The organism is Streptomyces sp. cmx-4-9, from assembly GCF_046548835.1.
In the GTDB taxonomy this organism is placed as follows: Bacteria; Actinomycetota; Actinomycetes; order Streptomycetales; family Streptomycetaceae; genus Streptomyces.
Genome location: NZ_JAEBEE010000004.1, coordinates 297,091 through 313,869 on the forward strand (window position 1 = coordinate 297,091; position 16,779 = coordinate 313,869).

Sequence of the window (16,779 nt, forward strand, 5' to 3'; positions counted from 1 at the left end):
ACGGTACCGGTGCCTTACGATCGCGACGGACGGTCTCGTCCCGGGACCGCTCCCGCTCCCGCTCGCCCCGCATCAGCCCCGCACTCGTGGAGGTCCACCGTGTTCCGGACGGCCGAAGGACAGCGCAGTCACCGCACCCGCCGCACGCGCCGCGCAGGCCTGCGCATCCGCGCCGCGGCCGGCGTCGCCGTGGGAGCGTTCCTCGCCGGGGGCTGTTCCTCGGGCGGCGACGGGCCGGGCGAAGCGGCCGGAGGCGTCCCCGTCGTGGAGAAGGGGAAGCTGACCACCTGCACCCACCTGCCCTATCCGCCGTTCCAGTTCGAGCAGAACGGCAAGGTCGTCGGCTTCGACGTGGCCCTCGTCGATCTGGTCGCCAAGGAGCTCAAGGTCGAGCAGAAGGTCCTCGACACCCCCTTCGAGAACTTCAAGACCGGCGCCTTCCTGAACTCCGGCGAATGCGACCTCGCCGCCGCCGGAATGACGATCACCGACGAACGCAAGAAGAACGTCGACTTCTCCGTCCCCTACTTCGACGCCACGCAGGCCCTCCTCGCGACGAAGAAGAGCGGGATCACCTCCCTCGCCGACGTCAAGGCGAAGGGCAAGAAGCTGGGCGCCCAGGCCGAGACCACCGGCGACAGCTACGCCCGGAGCCAGGGCTTCAACCCGGTCTCCTTCGAGAGCTCGGACGCGGTCCTCAACGGGCTGCGCACCGGGCAGGTCGACGCGGTCGTCATCGACTACCCGGTCGTCCAGGGCTGGCTCAAGGACCAGAAGAACGCAGCGGAGTTCGCCCTCGGCCAGAACATCGAGACCGGCGAGCAGTACGGCTTCTCGGTGAAGAAGGGCAACAAGGCCCTGCTCGCCGCCGTCGACAAGGCGATCACCGACGCCAAGGCCGACGGCACCTACAACAAGCTGTACGAGCAGTGGATCGGCCCGTTGCCCCAGGCCACGTCGTGACCTCCCGGCTGACGCGGCGCCAGCGGCGCCGCGTCTGGCAGGGCGTCCAGTACGCGGTCTTCGCCGCCGCCCTGGTCCTGATCGGGCTCACCGCCGACTGGGGTCGGCTGCAGAACCAGTTCGCCCAGCAGGACCTGGCGGCCCGGCTGTTCCCGGACATCATCACGGTCGCCCTGAAGAACACGGTGGTGTACACCGCCTCCGGATTCCTCTTCGGCCTGGTCCTCGGCCTGGTCGTCGCCCTGATGAGGCTGTCGTCGGTGGCCCCGTACCGGTGGGTCGCGAGCGTCTACATCGAGCTGTTCCGCGGGCTGCCCGCCCTGCTGATCTTCATCTTCGTGGGCGTCGCCGTACCCCTGGCCTTCCCGGGCACCGAGATCCCCGGCGGCACGTACGGCAAGGTCGCCCTCGGCCTCGGCCTGGTCGCCGCCGCCTACATGGCGGAGACCATCCGGGCCGGCATCCAGGCCGTGCCCAAGGGGCAGATGGAAGCGGCCCGCTCGCTGGGCTTCTCCCACGGCCGCGCGATGGTCTCCGTGATCATCCCGCAGGCGCTGCGGATCGTCATCCCGCCGCTCACCAACGAGCTGGTCCTGCTGTTCAAGGACTCCTCGCTGGTGCTGTTCCTCGGGGTCACGCTGGAGCAGCGGGAACTGACGAAGTTCGGCCGGGACCTCGCCAGCGAGACCGCCAACTCCACCCCGATCCTGGTCGCGGGCCTGTGCTACCTCCTCGTGACCGTACCGCTGAGCTTCGTGGTGCGCCGTCTTGAGGCCCGCGCGGACAAGGCCACGTGAGGAAGAGATGCCACAGACGACGGGAACCCGGGACGCCGCGGCCACGGCCGGGCCGGAGATCGAGATCCGGGGGCTGCACAAGTCCTTCGGCGACAACCACGTCCTGCGCGGCATCGACCTGGAGGTCGCCCGCGGGGAGGTGGTCTGCGTCATCGGACCGTCCGGCTCCGGCAAGTCCACCCTGCTGCGCTGCGTGAACCTGCTGGAGGAACCGGACCGGGGGCAGGTCTTCGTCGGCGGCACCGAGGTCACCGACCTCGACGTCGACATCGACGCGGTGCGCCGCCGCATCGGCATGGTCTTCCAGCAGTTCAACCTGTTCCCGCACGTGAGCGTCACCGGGAACCTCACGCTCCCGCAGCGCCGGGTGCTCGGCCGGGACAAGGCGGAGGCCGCCGACACCGCCCGGCGCAACCTCGGCCGTGTCGGACTCGCCGACAAGGCCGACGCCTACCCGGCCCAGTTGTCCGGAGGCCAGCAGCAGCGGGTGGCGATCGCCCGGGCCCTGTCGATGGGGCCGGAGGTGATGCTGTTCGACGAGCCGACCTCGGCGCTCGACCCGGAGCTCGTCGGGGAGGTCCTCGCGGTGATGCGGGTCCTCGCGGACGAGGGCATGACGATGATGGTCGTCACGCACGAGATGAGCTTCGCCCGCGAGGTCGCCGACCGGGTGGTGTTCATGGACGCCGGGGTGATCGTCGAACAGGGGCCCGCGGAACAGGTGGTGGGAGCCCCGCAGCACGAGCGGACCCGCAACTTCCTCACCCGCGTCCTGGACCCGGCCGCGGCCCGGCCACCGGCCCCCGGCAACCCGGGGCCGGAGGATCCCGCCGCCGGCACGGCAGGGCCCGGCGCCTGACGGCGTACAGGCGGGCCGGGACCGGGACCCGCCCAGGAACAGGCCCCGGTCCAGGACCCAGGACCGGGACCAGGATCGGGATCGGGATCAGGACTCGGAGGCAGCGCCGGGGACGAGGAACGTGCGCAGGTCGATGATCTCGTAGCCGTCCGCCTCGGCGGCGTCGATGATGCGGGGCAGGGCCTCGGCGTCGAGGACCACCCCGTCCCCCGTGCTGCCGACGTGCATCTGGAGGACGGCGCCGGGGACCAGGGCGTCCACGGCCCGCCCCACCGCCCGCTCCACGGTCATGCCGCCCGCCGGGCCGAGGTAGCCGTTCGTGTCGGCGGTGAACTCGATCGCCGCATAGCCCAGTGCGTTCACCTCGGCGACCGACTCGGCGCTGGTGGCGCTGTACGGGAACCGGAAGAACGGTAGCGGTTCCACCCCGGACGCCGCACGGATCGCGGCATCGGCCCGCCGTACCTCCTGCGCCCGCTCGTGCGTGTCGAGGTCGTCGAAGAAGGGGTGGCTGTACGAGTGGTTGCCGAGGCCGTGGACCGCGCCCATGGCGCGTACGGCCGCCGGATGCGCCTCGGCGTAGGCACCGGTCGGGAAGAACGTGGCGGGCAGCTTCCGCCGCCGCAGCTCCTCCAGCACCACGTCGAGCCCGGCGGCGTCCCAGGCCGCGTTGAACGTCAGGGCCACCACCCGCCGGGACGTGGGCAGCCGGCGGATCTCCCCGCCGAGCAGGGCGGCCGGCGGGCGCGGCCCCGACCTGACCCCCGCGCCCGGCAGCGGCCCCGCGCCGGGGGCGCCGGCGGGCCGCCGGGCCGGGGCACCGGCCGCCTCAGCGACGGGGCAGGGCGTCAGCCCCGCGGCTACGAGCACCGCCAATGCAGTGCGGCGTCCTGCGTCGACCACGGTCACTCCTCACGCCGGGGCCACCGCTGCGGGAGGCCTGCCCCGACTATGGGAGACGGCGGACGGCCGCACCCCGCAGCCCGTGCCGGGCAGCCGGGTGAACGCCCGCCGGGCGGCCGCCGACACCCGGCGCGCGGGTTCGGGCAGGGGGCGCGTACAGAAGCGAATGCGCCTCGTGCACAAGATTTACGGGCACCGGCTTGCACGATCGGGCGTGTTTTTCGATGGGGTGGTGTTCAGGGGGCGCCCGATGCTCCCGCGGCTGCCGGGAACGGGGGCAGGCAGGCCGCCCACACCCGCCACTGGGAAGGTTCCGAGCCGACGTGAACGTTGCCGAGATCACCACCCTCACGCTGATAGTCGCCGCGGCCCGAGCAGTCACCGGCGGTGGAGACGATCAGCTGTGGGGGAGCGCATGACCGAAGGGGAGTTCGACCCGTCGGGGGACCAGGCGGTCTCCAGTGAACTGGCCGGTGTCCTGCCGGTGGAGTTCACCGCGTTCCACTCCCAGCAGCACCGCGTCTACCTGCGCTACGCGCACCTGCAGCTGGGCAACGGGAAGGACGCCGAAGACGTCGTCGACGACGTCTTCACCTTCCTCCTGAAGGTGTGGCACCAGGCCCTGAAGGAGGCGAGCCTGCACGGCTTCGCCTGGGCCGTGCTGCGCGAGCACGTGGAGCGCAGGCTGGCCGTCCTCGGCCGCCAGGTGGCCATGGTCGAGACGGCCTGGTTCGCCGCGCTGCGCCGCTCCTCCCGGGAACGGCTGGAACTGCTGGAGTCCAAGCTCGGCCTCTACGCGGCCATCGCCGAATTATCCGAACGGCAGTACGACGTGGTCCTGCTGACCTTCCTGCTGGGCAATGACTCGGACACGGTCGCCCGGATGATGGGGATCTCCCCCGCGACGGTCCGCTCGCACATCCGCGGCGCGCGCCGAACCCTGTCCCGCAAGCTCGGGGTGGACTGGATCCCCGGAGAGGAGACGGACCGGTGAGCGACATCCCCGGTGACCGAGACACGGCGCTGCGCGGCCTGGACGCCGCCCTGGAGGACGCGAGGGTGCTCGCGGAGGAGTACGCCGGCTACGACGAGGGCGCCGCCCGGCGGCGGATCGCCCGCCGGATCGTCGCCGACCGCTCCCCGTCGGCCAGGGGGACCGCCGCCCCCGCCGGACCGGCGGTCCCGGCCGCACGCCGGCAGCTGCGTGCGGGGCGGGACGACCTGGTGCTGGACGCGGCCTGCCACGTCCGGGCCGCCCGCTGCCTGGACGACCTCGCCCGGGCCCTGGCGGAGAGCCGGGAGTTCGCCGCCCTCGCCCTGGACCCCGAGTCCTGGCCGCACGGCGCCGAATCGGCACTCCTGTTCGGCAGCCTGCTCCACCTGGCCGACAGGCTGGACGGAGCCCAGTTCTGGTTCCAGTACGCCGCCGGTGCGGGCTCGCGCACCGCCGCCCGGTGCCTCTACCTGCACCACCTCTCCCGCGCCGAAATCCGTGCGGCCCGGCACTGGAAGGACCAGGCCCACACCCTGCCCCCCGACGAGGGGCTCCCGCAGCTGCCGCCGGTCCCGGACGACCTCGAAGACGCCCTCGGCGCCTCCGTGATCTGGACCTCTCCCCCCATCACCACCCAGGACCTCACCGCCCTCGCCGCCCGGCCGGGCCGGACCGGCCGGTCCGCGTACCGGCTCCCCGTACGCCTGCGCCAGGCCCTCGCGGCGCGCCCGCGCCGCGAACACCCCGACCTGGGCGAGGTGTTCACCGCGGGCCCGCACCTGGCCGCCGCGGTCGCCCACCACGTACGGCTCGCACTTCCGTACCCCGGCCACGAGGCGTCCGGTCCGTGGGCCGGTGCGCAGCCGGCTCCCGCACCGCCGGCTCGCAAGGGGTTCGGGCGCCCCGGGGCCGGGACGCCCGCGTCCGCCCCACTGGAGTCCGTACACCGGGCCCTGCGCATCCTGGAGGTCGTCAACCGCTACTCGGGCGGTGTGAGCCTGGCCCAGGTCGCCCGCGAGACGAAGCTGCCTCAGCTGGCGCTCCTGCGGGCCCTGGACCACCTGGTGCGGGCCGGACTGGCCACCGCCGTGGGACCGGACGCGTACGTCGCCGGCCAGCCGCTGCTGCTGGGTGATCCGGTCGGCGGGAAGGGGCCCCGCCACCTGCGGGAGACGCTGGCCTGGGTCCGTGATGCGGTGGGTGCGGCCGTGTACGTGGCCCGCTACATCGACGGCGAGGTCGTCATCACCCAGTACGCCGACGGCCCTGCGGCCCCGGTGGTGGAGGAGTGGGTGGACTTCCGTGCCGCGGCCCACGCCTCCGCGGTCGGCAAGGCCCTGCTGACCCAGCTCGGACACGGCGATCGACGAGACCACCTGGACCGGCACCGGATGGCACCGTTCACCTCGCACACCCTGACCAGCAGGGAAGTCCTCTTCCAGCAGCTCGACGCCCGCCCGCCGAACGCCCCGCTCCTGGACCTGCAGGAGTACGCGCTGGGCACCGTGTGTGCGGCGGTGCCGATCACGGCGGGCCCGAACGCGGAATGCGTGGCCCTTTCCATCCCGGTCCCCGATCCACGGCGTCTGAAGCAGGCCGCCCGGGTCCTGCAGAGCGAGGCGGCCGCGGTCCTGCTGGCCCTGATCGTCGCCGGGCGCACGGGGACCCCGGGCAGCACCGGAGGCACGGGGAGCAGCGGAAGCACAGGGAGCAGCGGGCCCGCCGCCGGCCCGGCGGACCCGGGGCAGTCGGGGACGGCGGGCGGGCCGGGGCCGGCGTCAGCCCCGGGGGAGGGCGGCCCGGGGAAGGGGGCCGGATTCGGCAGCACCGTCCTGTCGACCTCTGCGTAGGCGCGCTGCGCTGAAAGGCGGGTTCCCGTGCCGTGCCGGGCGCCGCGACCCGGCGAGCCGTTCCGGTCACGGCACTAGCGTGAGCCCGGTCCCTGCCCCGGTCCCTGCCCCGGTCCCTGCCCCGGTCCCTGCCCCGGTCCCTGCCCCGGTCCCTGCCCCGGTGGTGTGCCGGGGCGGGGCATCCGGCCGACGACGAGCCGGATCGCGCTGATCGTCAGGTCGGGGTCGTGGACCTGGACGTAGTGGTCGCTGCCGGTGGCGAGGTACTGCGGGGTCTGCGAACCCAGTCCGACGAGGGTCCGCTGGACCGTGGGCCAGGCGCGCTCCAGCGTGCCCAGAAGGGCCTTCGGGGCGCCGGGCGGCGCGCCGAACGGCTCCGTCTTGCTCAGCACGGCCATCGGGACCACGGGCAGGGGCTGGGCGTCGTCGACCGCGTCGATCGCGCCGTCGATGTCGAGGACTTCGAACTCGGGCCGCGCGTCGAAGGGGGTCCCGGGGTGGTTGAGCAGGTGGACGTAGGCGGGCCACTCGGTGCCGAAGAGGGGGCGCAGGTCCGTGCCGAAGGAGTCGACGAAGACCAGGCCGGCGGTCTTCCCGGGGTGCTGCTGGGCGTACAGCCGGGTGATCATGCCGCCGACGGAGTGGCCGACGAGGAGGTAGGGTCCGGGCAGGCGCGCGGCCGTGAGCAGCTTGTCGAGGTCGGCGACCATCGCGGAGAGGGAGCGGGTCCCCTTGACCGGCGTGCTGCGGGTGGTGAGCGCGAGGGGTTCGGCGTACCGGACGGTACCGGGCCGGTCATAGGTGCAGACGCGGGTGAAGGCGGCCACCCCCGGCAGCACGGCCGGGGACTTCGGCACCGGCGGCCGGGTGTCGGTGAAGGTCCAGGTGTCGGAGGAGTCGTGCAGCCCGGACTCCAGGATGACGGTGGGGCTGCCGCTGCCCGCGCACCGGAGGAAGAGCGTGCGGCCGCCGCCCACGTCCACCGGGCCGGCGTACGAGCCGGTGGCCGGCACGGGCGAGGTCGCGGTGGGCGTCGGGGCGGGCGCACCGCGCGGGGCCGAAGGGTTGTCGCAGGCGGGTGCGGTGGCCAGGACGGCGGCGAGGGCGAGGGCGGCCGCGGGGGCCGGCATGCGCAGTCTCATCGGTACTCCGGGTTCTCGTCGGCGCTCCCGCATCGGCGGCCCGGTCTGCCGCCGCCCGGGGTCCGGCCCCGATCATCCGGTACGGGCAGCCTGTGGCCCGGGATTGCGGCCAGGGGTGTCGCCGGTCGGCCGGGGGCACTGAGGGCGGCCGTGCGGGCGGCAGAGCCGGGGGCCGGGGGGACGCGGTCGGGGAGTGGGGCAGGCGGGAGCTGCGCCGACTGCGCCGGACACGACGGCGATTTTCAGCCATCCAGGGGGAGTGCGGGCCGAGCCGGGCCGGCGGCATGACCCCTTCCGCATCGCGGGCGCACCCTGCACGGGCCGAGGCGGCATCGCGCCGGAGTAGGCCGCTCCGCAGTCGTTTCATGCGGTCGGCCCCGCCCTACGGGGGTGAGGGGCGGGGCCGTTGACCTCTCCACGGGGGAGGGGAGAAGGTCACCGCAGGCACAGCATTGCACTGGTTTCAGCCACACGACAAGGGTTTGACGCTTGATCCTGCTCCTCTTTCCCACGATCGTCCGTTCCGCGGTGAGCGGTCACCGGGGACGCCGAGCGGGTCGGCGGGGCGGGTCAGCCGAGCGGGTCAGCTGGACGGGTCAGCTGGACGGGTCAGCTGAAGGGGAAGCCCACCCGGGGCGGGCTCACCAGCGGCCCGGCTCGGTGCCCACGACCGCGGACGAGGCCTCGCCGGACACCCCCACCGGTACGTCGCCGGCCAGCATCACGCGGTGCATGACCCGGGGTGTGTCCAGATGGGCGGTGTCGGAGGGGGCCAGGTGGATCGTGGCCCGGTTGTCCCAGAACGCCACGCTGCCGGGCTCCCACCGGAACCGCACGGTGTACTCGGGCCGGGTCGCCTGCTCCAGCAGCAGCTCCAGCACCGCACCGCTCTCGGCGCGGGACAGGCCCAGGACCTGTTCGACGTAGTAGCCGTTGACGAACAGCACCCGCTCGCCCGTCTCCGGGTGCACCCGGACCAGCGGGTGGTGCGAGGCGGTCTGGTGGTCCAGCAGGTGCCGTACGTACGCGTCGTCCCCCGGGCGGGACTGGTAGCCGACGCCCAGCCGGTGCTCGGCGCGCAGACCGTCGACGAACTGCCGCACGGGCAGGGACAGTCCCGCGTAGGCGGCGGCCAGGTTCGACCAGGTGGTGTCGCCGCCGTAGGGGGGTACGGTCTCGGCGCGCAGGATGGTCGCGGCGGGCGGGTCGATCCGGGCGCCGTGGTCGCAGTGCCAGCCCCGCAGCAGCGTGTGGCGCCGGCGGCGCAGCCATTCGGCATGGTCCATGCCGTACCGGCCGCCGAGTTCCAGCCGGTCGGCCGTCGTCTCGACCTCGGGGAACGCGGCCGGCGAGGCGCTGCCGCGCGACCTCAGCCGGACCGGATCGCCGAACCGCCGCGCGAAGGCCACGTGCCCGGCGTGGTCGAGCGCCTGGTCCCGGAAGAAGACCACCTTCCAGCGGAGCACCGCGGCCCGGATCTCGGCCACCACTGCGTCGTCGAGCTCACCGGTCAGATCGACCCCGGTGATCTCGGCTCCGATGTGCCCCGCGGACGGTTTGATACCGACCCCGGCTGATTTCTCCGCCATGCGTGCTCCGTTGCTCGTGGGTGCCGACCGACCGCCAGCATGACGGCTGCCCCCGCCCCCGGAAAGATCACCGTCTCCAGTGCACCCGGCGCCGCCCGCCTTCCCGAGGAGTGCAGGCAGGCGCGGGGTGCGGTCACGGCTTGGAGCCGACCTCAGGTGGGCTTGCGCCATACGGAGATGTGCTTCGCGGAGTCCTCGGTGAAGGCAGACCCGTCCCAGTCCGCGACACGACGCTCCCACTCCAGCCCGGCGATCCGGGCCATCAGGTCGAGTTCGGCGGGCCAGGCGTAACGGTGCCGGGAGTTGCCGCGGCGGTAGCGGCCGTCGTCGTCGCGGGTGAAGTGGTGTGAGACGAGGGTCTGCCCGACGAGGTCGAAGGTGTCGAAGCCGAGATGCCTATCGGAGACGTCGAACGGCACCGCGACCTGACCGGGCGGCAGGAACCGCAGCGGCGGCACGCCCAACTCGATGACGAACCGGCCGCCGGGCTCCAGATGGCGCGCCGCGTTGCGGAAGCACTCGACCTGCTCGTCCTGCGTGAGCAGGTTGGTGAGGGTGTTGTAGACGAGATAGACCAGGGTGAACGCACCGGGGACGACCGTGGAGGCCATGTCCCCGACGGTGACCGGGAGCCTCTCCTCGTCCGTCTTGCGCCGCAGCACCGCTGCCATGTGCTCGGACAGTTCGATGCCCGCCACCGGCACGCCGCGTTCCCGGAGCGGGACGCCCACGCGTCCGGTCCCGATGGCGAACTCCAGTGCCCGGCCTTCTCCGGCGAGCTCGGCGAGGAAGGCGAGCATGGGTTCGAGAGCGGCGGCCGAGGACGACTCGGCTTCCTCGGCGTCGTAGCGGTCGGCGGTCGCACGGGTCCACACTTCACTGCTGGTCACGGACAGCCACTGTGCCGGGTGCCGAGGGGCACTGTCGACGCATTTACCACCGGCGCGGGCGGCGACCGGCAGGATGGCCGCCCGGGGCCGCCCGGAGCCGCCCGGAGCCGCCCGGAGCCGCCCGGAGCCGCCCGCGGCCGCCGGGGCCGCCGGGGCCGCCCCTTCACCGTGCGGGCGGGTCCGCCCCGCACAGCGGAGGCGCCGACCGCTGACGTGCGTGCGCCGGAGGCTCCCGCCCCACCGGGCCCCTGACACGGGGAGTTCCGGCCCGGCGGTGGCGTGCGCGGAGAGCAGCGCCTCAGCGGGAGCACGCAGGGCGGCGGGGGGTCGAGCCGGTCCGGTGCCCGGCCGAGGCGGCTGCCGCCGTGCCCGCGGGTTCAGCTCGCCGGCGGGGGCGTCGCGGCCGGGGCCGTCAGGCGGCGGACCGACTCGACCACCGCCGCGCGGTGGCGGGCCAGGCGCTCCGGCGGCCAGCCGGGGCCCGCGCTGCCCGCGGCCGGGCCGCCCACCGCGCCGAACCAGGCCTGCGAGGCACCCATGACCAGGGTCAGTACGTCCTCGGGGTCCATGTCCGCATCGATGCGGCCCGAGGCCTGGGCTCGCCGTACCGCTGCGATCTTGTCCTGGTAGGACGCGGCGGTCGCCTCCGTGGCTCCCGGCTGCTCCAGCTGCTTCCACAGGACCAGCCGCATCAGCGCCGGCCGCTCGACGAGGTGGTCGAAGACGGCGCCCGCGTAGCCGGCCAGGTCCTCGGCGTCGAAGGGCACGGACTCCGATCCCGTGGCCAGGGCCTGCTGGAGCACGGCGTCGAAGAGCTGCTCCTTGTTGCCGTAGTAGACGTAGATCAGCCGCTTGTTCGCCTGGGCCGCCTCGGCGATGCGGTCGACCCGCGCGCCGGCGATGCCGTACGTCGCGAACTCGGTGAACGCCGCTTCGAGGAGGCGTGCCCTGGTTGCACTGGAGTCCCTTGCCATGTCCTGCAGACTAGCAAGTAACTATCTGGTTATTGACTTCCCGCGGCGTCGTGCTGCATGCTCTACCTATCCAGTTAGTTACTTACTTCGCCGAGGAGAGACATGATGGAGATCCGCGCACTGGGCAGCCAGGGGCTGAAGGTCGGCGCCGAGGGGCTGGGCCTGATGGGGATGAGTGCCCACTACGGGGCCACCGACGAGACCGAATCGCTCCCCACCATCGACCGGGCCCTGGAGCTGGGGGTCACGCTGCTCGACACCGCCGAGGGCTACGGCCCCTTCCGCAACGAGCAGCTCCTCGGCAAGGCCCTCGCCGGCCGCCGGGAAGCCGCCGTGGTCGCCACGAAGACCGGCATCGAGTTCACCGACGACGGCGGCTTCCGGGGCCACAACGCGACCCCGGAGTACATCCGGCGCGCGGCCGACCGCTCCCTGCGCCACCTGGGGACCGACCACATCGACCTCTACTACCTGCACCGCATCGACCCCGGAGTCCCGGTCGAGGAGAGCGTCGGCGCCCTGGCCGACCTCGTTGCCGCGGGCAAGGTCCGCCACATCGGCCTGTGCGAGGTCGCGCCCGCCACCATCGAGCGGGCCCACGCCGTGCACCCGCTGACCGCGGTGCAGACCGAGTACAGCCTCTTCGAGCGCGGGATCGAGCACGACGGCGTCCTGGACACCCTCCGGCGGCTGGGAATCGGGCTCGTCGCCTACTCCCCGCTCGGCCGGGGCTTCCTCTCCGGCGCCGTCACCACCCCCGACGACTTCGCCGCCGACGACTTCCGCCGTACGGACCCCCGCTTCCAGGGTGAGAACTTCCACCGCAACCTGGCCGTCGTCGACCAGGTGCGCCGCCTCGCTGCGGACAAGGGCGTCACCCCCTCCCAGCTGGCCCTGGCCTGGACGCTGCGCCAGGGCGCGGTGCCCATCCCGGGCACCAAGCGCCGCCGCTACCTTGAGGAGAACGCCGCGGCCACCGCCGTGACCATCAGCGATGCGGACCTCGCCGCCATCGACGCCGTGGCTCCGCACGGAGTGGCCTCCGGCGACCGCTACGCCCCCGAGCTGATGGCCTCGCTGAACGGATGACCCGCCGGCGCGGGGTGGCGGGCCTGCGGCCGAGGCCGCGCGCGGGCCGCCGCCTCAGGTGAAGGCCCCCGCGCGGGCCGCGGTGACCGCGGCCTGCACCGCCCGCTCCGCCGCGGCCGCGTCCAGTGGTGCGTCGGTGGTCAGGAGCCGGTAGTAGAGCGGGGCCGACACCGCCCGTACGACCTCGGCCGGATCGGTGCCCTCCGGCAGCTCGCCCCGGTCGACGGCCTCCTGGACGCAGGGCGCCCACGCGGCGACGCGGACCTCGTAGAAGCGGTGCAGTGCCTGCGCCGTCCGGCGGTCGCTGGTGGCCGCCGCGATCACGGCCTGGAACAGGGCCCCCTGGCGAGGATCCGTGAGGGTGCGCCGTACGAGTTCGGCGTTGGCCCGCAGGTCGCCGAGGAGTGAGCCCGTCTCGGCGCGCGGCGACGACTGCTCGGCCATGTCCGACAGCAGGTCCGCGACCAGGCCGGCTCCGCTTCCCCAGCGGCGGTAGACGGTCGTCTTGCCGACATCGGCGCGGCGGGCGACCTCCGTGAGGTCCAGCTGGTGGTGGCCCTGCTCGGCCAGCATGTCGCCGGCGGCCCGGAGCACCGCGGCCCGCACCCGGGCGGTACGGCCTCCGGGGCGCACGCTTCCCGGTTCGACGGCATCGGTGGGGGCCATAACGGGTCTCCAGTTCCATTAGATGTGAACTCCTGCTACGTTGATCCCACCTTAACGGGTCTGTGGTGCCATTACGTTCGCTGGAGGGTCACATCATGGAATACAGGCAGCTCGGCACGTCCGGTCTCCGGGTGCCCGCCCCGAGCTTCGGGGCCGGAACCTTCGGCGGGCGGGGGCCCCTCTTCGGTGCCTGGGGCAACACCGACGTGCAGGAGGCGCGCCGGCTCGTCGACATCTGCATCGAAGCGGGCATCACCCTGTTCGACACGGCCGACGTCTACTCGGCGGGCGCCTCGGAGGAGGTCCTGGGCCGGGCGGTCAAGGGCCGCCGCGACCAAGTGCTGCTGTCCACCAAGGCCGGCCTGCCCACGGGCGACGGGCCCGCCGACGCCGGTACCTCCCGCTCCCGCCTGATCACGGCGACCGAGGACGCCCTGCGCCGCCTCGGCACCGACTACATCGACCTCTTCCACCTGCACGCCTTCGACGCCGCCACCCCGGTCGAGGAAGTGCTCTCCACGCTCGACCAGCTGGTGCGGTCCGGCAAGATCCGGCACATCGGCGTCTCCAACTTCGCAGGATGGCAGCTGATGAAGTCCCTCTCCGCCGCCGAGCGGCTCGGCTTCCCCCGGTACGCGGCTCACCAGGTGTACTACTCCCTCATCGGCCGCGACTACGAATGGGAGCTGATGCCCCTCGGCCACGACCAGGGCGTCGGCGCCGTGGTCTGGAGCCCGCTCGGCTGGGGGCGCCTCACCGGCAAGGTGCGCCGCGGCCGCCCGCTGCCTGCCGGGAGCCGGCTGCACGAGACCGCCGGCTACGGCCCGCCGGTGGCCGACGCCCATCTGTACGACGTGGTCGACGCCCTCGACGAGGTGGCCCGGGAGACCGGCCGCACCATCCCGCAAGTGGCCCTCAACTGGCTCCTGGGCCGGCCCACGGTGTCCTCCGTCCTCATCGGGGCGCGCAACGAGGCCCAGCTGCGCCAGAACATCGGAGCGGTCGGCTGGGCCCTGGACCCCGAGCAGACGGCCCGGCTCGACGCGGCGAGCCACCGGCCCGCCCCCTACCCGTACTTCCCCTACGAACGCCAGGAAGGCTTCGCCCGCCTCAACCCGCCGATGATCCGCAGCAGCAGGCCGGCGCGGTGACCGGCCCCCGGCCGGCATGCCGCCGGCCCCGCCCGCACGGCGTGCCGTCAGGAGCCCCCGCCCCCGTCCCCGCGGCCCCCGCCCTCCTCCGCCCGGTCCACCAGGCGGGACAACTCCGTCCGGGAGCGCACGCCCAGGAGGGCGAAGACATTGCGCAGGTGGTGGTCGACGGTACGGGGGCTGACGGACAGGCGCAGCGCCACCTCCCGGTTCGTGGCTCCCTCCGCCACACAGCGCGCGATGCGCAGCTGCTGGGGTGTGAGACGTTCCAGGTGCCCCGCCGGTACGGGGGCGGGCGCCTCGCCGGTGGCGCGTAACTCCGCCCGCGTCTGTCCGGCCCAGGGCAGTGCGCCGCAGCGCTCGAACGCGACGAGCGCGTCCCGCAGCCGGCTCTTGGCCTCGCCCGGGCGGCGCTGCCGGCGCAGCCACTTCCCGTACAGCAGCTCGGTACGGGCGTGCTCGAAAGCGCCGTCGGCTCTCTCGTGCAGGGCGAGCGCCAGGGCGTAAAGGGCGTCGGTGTCCTGCGGCGCGGCCACCAGGGCACGGCACCGGGCCAGTTGAGCCGGCGCCTGGGGATCGGCCCCCTGCGCCGCCCACAGGGCGTACTCCTCCACGGCCGACCGGGCCTCAACCGGCCGGCCCGACAGCACCGCGGCCTCCACGAAGCACGGCAGGGCGAGCATCCGGACGGCGAAGTGGCCCCGCCGGGGCCCCGGGCGGGTCAGCGGACCGAGCCGGGCGGCGGCGTCGAGCGCCCGCCCGTGGCACAGGTCGGCGCGGGCCAGCGCCCATTCGGCGAGGGTGGCGGCCTGGACGAGCCCGTGCGGACCCGCCGTCCCCAGCGCGGCACGGGCGTGGGCCACGACGGCTGCCGCCCCTTCCTCGACGGAGGCGACCATGGCGAGAATGGCGTGCTGGTGTGCGGCCACGTTGCGCTGCCCCGCCCGGTGTGCGGCGCGCAGTCCCTCCTGGGCGTGCACCCTGGCCCGGGCGTGCAGCCCGGCGCGCAGTTCGGCGTACGCCAGGTGTTCGAGGACCTGGGGGGCCAGCGAGTCCAGGCCGTGCGAGCGGGCGACCGCCAGGGCCCGCGCGTTGGCCCGGCACGCCGCCTTGATGTCGCCGAGGACGAGCGCGGCCACACCGGCCGGCAGCAGGCGCGTGGGATCGTCGTCGGCCTCCGCCCGGTCGAGGACACGGCGCAGCGGGTCCCGGGCCTCGCGCAACCGCCCGCCGAGTGCGGCGCACATGCCCCGCCGGTAGTCCCCGGCCGCTCCGGCGGGGCCCCCCGAACCGGCCGGGTCCGCCTCTGCCGCGGCCGGGCCCGCCGGATCGGCGAGGGCGGCCAGGCAGCCCGGGGCGTCTCCCGCGGCCCACGCCGCCTCCGCTGCCGCGAGCCGCGCCGACAGGGCCCGCTGCCCGTCGTACGGCCCGAGCGCCGCCGCGGCCACGAGCAGCGCTTCGTAGGCGTCTCCGACGGGCCCGTCCCGGAGGGCGAGGACCCCCCGCACCAGTTCGGCCCGGGCCCGCACCACGGCCTGGACGGGCGCGTCCCGGGTGCCGGCGAGGAGCTCCCGCGCCCTGCCGGGATGCCCTGCCAGCAGGGCGTACTCGGCCGCCGCGGTCAGGTGGGACACCCGGGTGTCGTCGTGCGGGGCGAGGGCGGCGGCCCGGGCGAGGGCTGCCGCACGCTGCGGACCGGACGCCGCGGTACCGGGAGCCGTCGCCGCGGCGGCCAGCGCGGCGGCGAGCGCCGGGGCGGGGCCGTCGGCTGCCAGGGCCCGGTGGAACAGCCGCCGCAGCCGGTGCCGGTGGCCGTCCAGGACCGAGGCGAGCAGCGCGTGGGCGGCGCGCCGGCCGGACGGCGGAGCGAGGGCGTAGGCGGTCCGCCGCAGCAGGGAGCCGGCGAACACGATGCGGTCGCCGTCCCCGTGGGCGACGCCCGCCGCCTCGGCGGGTTCCAGTGCCGACGGATCGAGCCCCGCCGCCCGCCCGGCGTCGAACACCCACGACGCCTCGACGCCTTCGGGACCGGTCTCGTACGCCGCGCTCGCCAGCAACAGCAGCAGCCGTGTCGCATCGGGCAGCGCGGTGAGGCGCCGGCCGAAGGTGGCCCGCAGGGTACCGGCGTCCGCCATGGGGCGGGGCAGCCGGCGGTGGCCGCGGAGCTCGTCCGGGGACAGGCGGGCCACCAGGGCGGCCAGGAGCGCCGGATTGCCCTCGGCCTCGCGCAGCAGTGCCTCGCACACCGCCGGTGCGGCGCCACCCGCGGTCAGCTCGTCGAGCATGGCCGCCGCCGCCCCGTCGTCCAGTGGAGCCAGCCGCATGACGGGCAGTCCGGCGAAGTGCGGGTCGTCCGCCCGGGCTCCCGTCACGGACAGCAGCAGCCCGATACCGGGCAGGGAGTCGCACCGCCGTGCGGCGAAGCCTAGGGCGGCGCGCGACGGGGCGTCCCACAGGTCGGCGTCGTCCACACAGACCAGCAGCGGCGCTCCGGCCGCGATGCCCGGCAGCAGGCCCCACAGGGCCGCCGGGGCGGGGCCCGCAGCGAGGGAGCCGGCGGGCGGCGCCGCCCCCGGACCGGCCGCCGCGCACAGCAGGGCATGCAGCCCGCCGTGGGGCAGCCGGCTCTCGGCGGGCGCAGCTCGGGGGCGCAGGACGGGGCCGGCCGTGAAGTCGCGGGCGGCGCGGGACAGAAGAGCGGTGCGGCCCAGTCCGGGCTCGGCGGCGATCAGCAGCGCGCCCCCGCGCCCCGACCGGATCCGGTCCGACAGGGCACCCAGGGCGTCCAGTTCCGCGCTGCGGCCGTGGGTCCGGAGCGGTGCCGACGCTGTCGTGGTTCCGGTCACGCACGTCACGTTACTTCTGTGTGAACAGTGGCGGAAGGCCTTTCCCGCGCCCCGCTCGGCCGTCCC

At 74.3% G+C, this 16,779-nt stretch carries 13 protein-coding genes and 1 pseudogene; 7 read left to right on the top strand and 7 right to left on the bottom strand.

Going from position 1 to position 16,779, the window contains the following annotated elements:
- Window positions 1-99 precede the first annotated feature (99 nt).
- Genes ACLJTM_RS15015 through ACLJTM_RS15025 form a run of 3 tightly spaced genes read left to right on the top strand, consistent with a single transcriptional unit; the run spans window position 100 to window position 2,619 of the window.
- On the top strand, window positions 100-963 hold the full coding sequence (locus ACLJTM_RS15015; RefSeq protein WP_411104046.1) for an ABC transporter substrate-binding protein: 864 nt from the start codon (window positions 100-102) through the stop codon (window positions 961-963).
- Window positions 930-1,760 carry an amino acid ABC transporter permease gene (locus ACLJTM_RS15020; protein ID WP_411104047.1) on the top strand — a complete coding sequence of 277 codons (831 nt, stop codon included), beginning with the start codon at window positions 930-932 and terminating at the stop codon, window positions 1,758-1,760. The genes ACLJTM_RS15015 and ACLJTM_RS15020 overlap by 34 nt, the downstream gene beginning before the upstream one ends.
- A 7-nt stretch (window positions 1,761-1,767) precedes the next feature.
- Window positions 1,768-2,619: an amino acid ABC transporter ATP-binding protein gene (locus ACLJTM_RS15025; RefSeq protein WP_411104048.1), complete on the top strand. Its 852-nt coding sequence runs from the start codon at window positions 1,768-1,770 to the stop codon at window positions 2,617-2,619.
- A gap of 87 nt (window positions 2,620-2,706) precedes the next feature.
- Here ACLJTM_RS15025 and ACLJTM_RS15030 read toward each other — a convergent pair whose 3' ends face one another.
- On the bottom strand, window positions 2,707-3,522 hold the full coding sequence (locus ACLJTM_RS15030) for a polysaccharide deacetylase family protein (protein ID WP_411104049.1): 816 nt from the start codon (window positions 3,520-3,522) through the stop codon (window positions 2,707-2,709).
- A gap of 415 nt (window positions 3,523-3,937) precedes the next feature.
- Between ACLJTM_RS15030 and ACLJTM_RS15035 the strand changes: the two genes are divergently transcribed.
- Together ACLJTM_RS15035 and ACLJTM_RS15040 are read left to right on the top strand one after the other, a co-directional pair.
- Entirely contained in the window at window positions 3,938-4,516 is a 579-nt protein-coding gene (locus ACLJTM_RS15035) for a sigma-70 family RNA polymerase sigma factor (RefSeq protein ID WP_411104050.1), read from the top strand.
- A gap of 932 nt (window positions 4,517-5,448) precedes the next feature.
- A pseudogene (locus ACLJTM_RS15040) lies at window positions 5,449-6,165 on the top strand (IclR family transcriptional regulator); the annotation flags it as partial.
- A gap of 275 nt (window positions 6,166-6,440) precedes the next feature.
- Here ACLJTM_RS15040 and ACLJTM_RS15045 read toward each other — a convergent pair.
- The 4 genes from ACLJTM_RS15045 to ACLJTM_RS15060 form a co-directional block, all read right to left on the bottom strand.
- A complete protein-coding gene (locus ACLJTM_RS15045) occupies window positions 6,441-7,508 on the bottom strand; it encodes an alpha/beta fold hydrolase (protein ID WP_411104051.1) in 1,068 nt (355 codons plus the stop codon).
- A 641-nt stretch (window positions 7,509-8,149) separates the two neighbouring features.
- On the bottom strand, window positions 8,150-9,097 hold the full coding sequence (locus ACLJTM_RS15050) for a TauD/TfdA dioxygenase family protein (RefSeq protein WP_411104052.1): 948 nt from the start codon (window positions 9,095-9,097) through the stop codon (window positions 8,150-8,152).
- A 152-nt stretch (window positions 9,098-9,249) separates the two neighbouring features.
- Window positions 9,250-9,987, bottom strand: a complete 738-nt coding sequence (locus tag ACLJTM_RS15055) for a class I SAM-dependent DNA methyltransferase (protein WP_411104053.1) — start codon at window positions 9,985-9,987, stop codon at window positions 9,250-9,252.
- A 377-nt stretch (window positions 9,988-10,364) separates the two neighbouring features.
- A complete protein-coding gene (locus ACLJTM_RS15060; protein ID WP_411104054.1) occupies window positions 10,365-10,961 on the bottom strand; it encodes a TetR family transcriptional regulator in 597 nt (198 codons plus the stop codon).
- A gap of 105 nt (window positions 10,962-11,066) precedes the next feature.
- Here ACLJTM_RS15060 and ACLJTM_RS15065 point away from each other — a divergent pair, with 105 nt between their 5' ends.
- Window positions 11,067-12,050 carry an aldo/keto reductase gene (locus tag ACLJTM_RS15065; protein WP_411104321.1) on the top strand — a complete coding sequence of 328 codons (984 nt, stop codon included), beginning with the start codon at window positions 11,067-11,069 and terminating at the stop codon, window positions 12,048-12,050.
- A gap of 54 nt (window positions 12,051-12,104) precedes the next feature.
- On the opposite strand, the gene ACLJTM_RS15070 is transcribed toward ACLJTM_RS15065, so the two are convergent.
- Complete coding sequence (locus ACLJTM_RS15070) at window positions 12,105-12,716, bottom strand: TetR/AcrR family transcriptional regulator (RefSeq protein ID WP_411104055.1); 612 nt, start codon at window positions 12,714-12,716, stop codon at window positions 12,105-12,107.
- A 95-nt stretch (window positions 12,717-12,811) separates the two neighbouring features.
- Between ACLJTM_RS15070 and ACLJTM_RS15075 the strand changes: the two genes are divergently transcribed.
- Window positions 12,812-13,867, top strand: a complete 1,056-nt coding sequence (locus ACLJTM_RS15075; protein WP_411104056.1) for an aldo/keto reductase — start codon at window positions 12,812-12,814, stop codon at window positions 13,865-13,867.
- A gap of 47 nt (window positions 13,868-13,914) precedes the next feature.
- Here ACLJTM_RS15075 and ACLJTM_RS15080 read toward each other — a convergent pair whose 3' ends face one another.
- Entirely contained in the window at window positions 13,915-16,713 is a 2,799-nt protein-coding gene (locus tag ACLJTM_RS15080; RefSeq protein WP_411104057.1) for a LuxR C-terminal-related transcriptional regulator, read from the bottom strand.
- Between the last annotated feature and the right edge of the window lie 66 nt (window positions 16,714-16,779).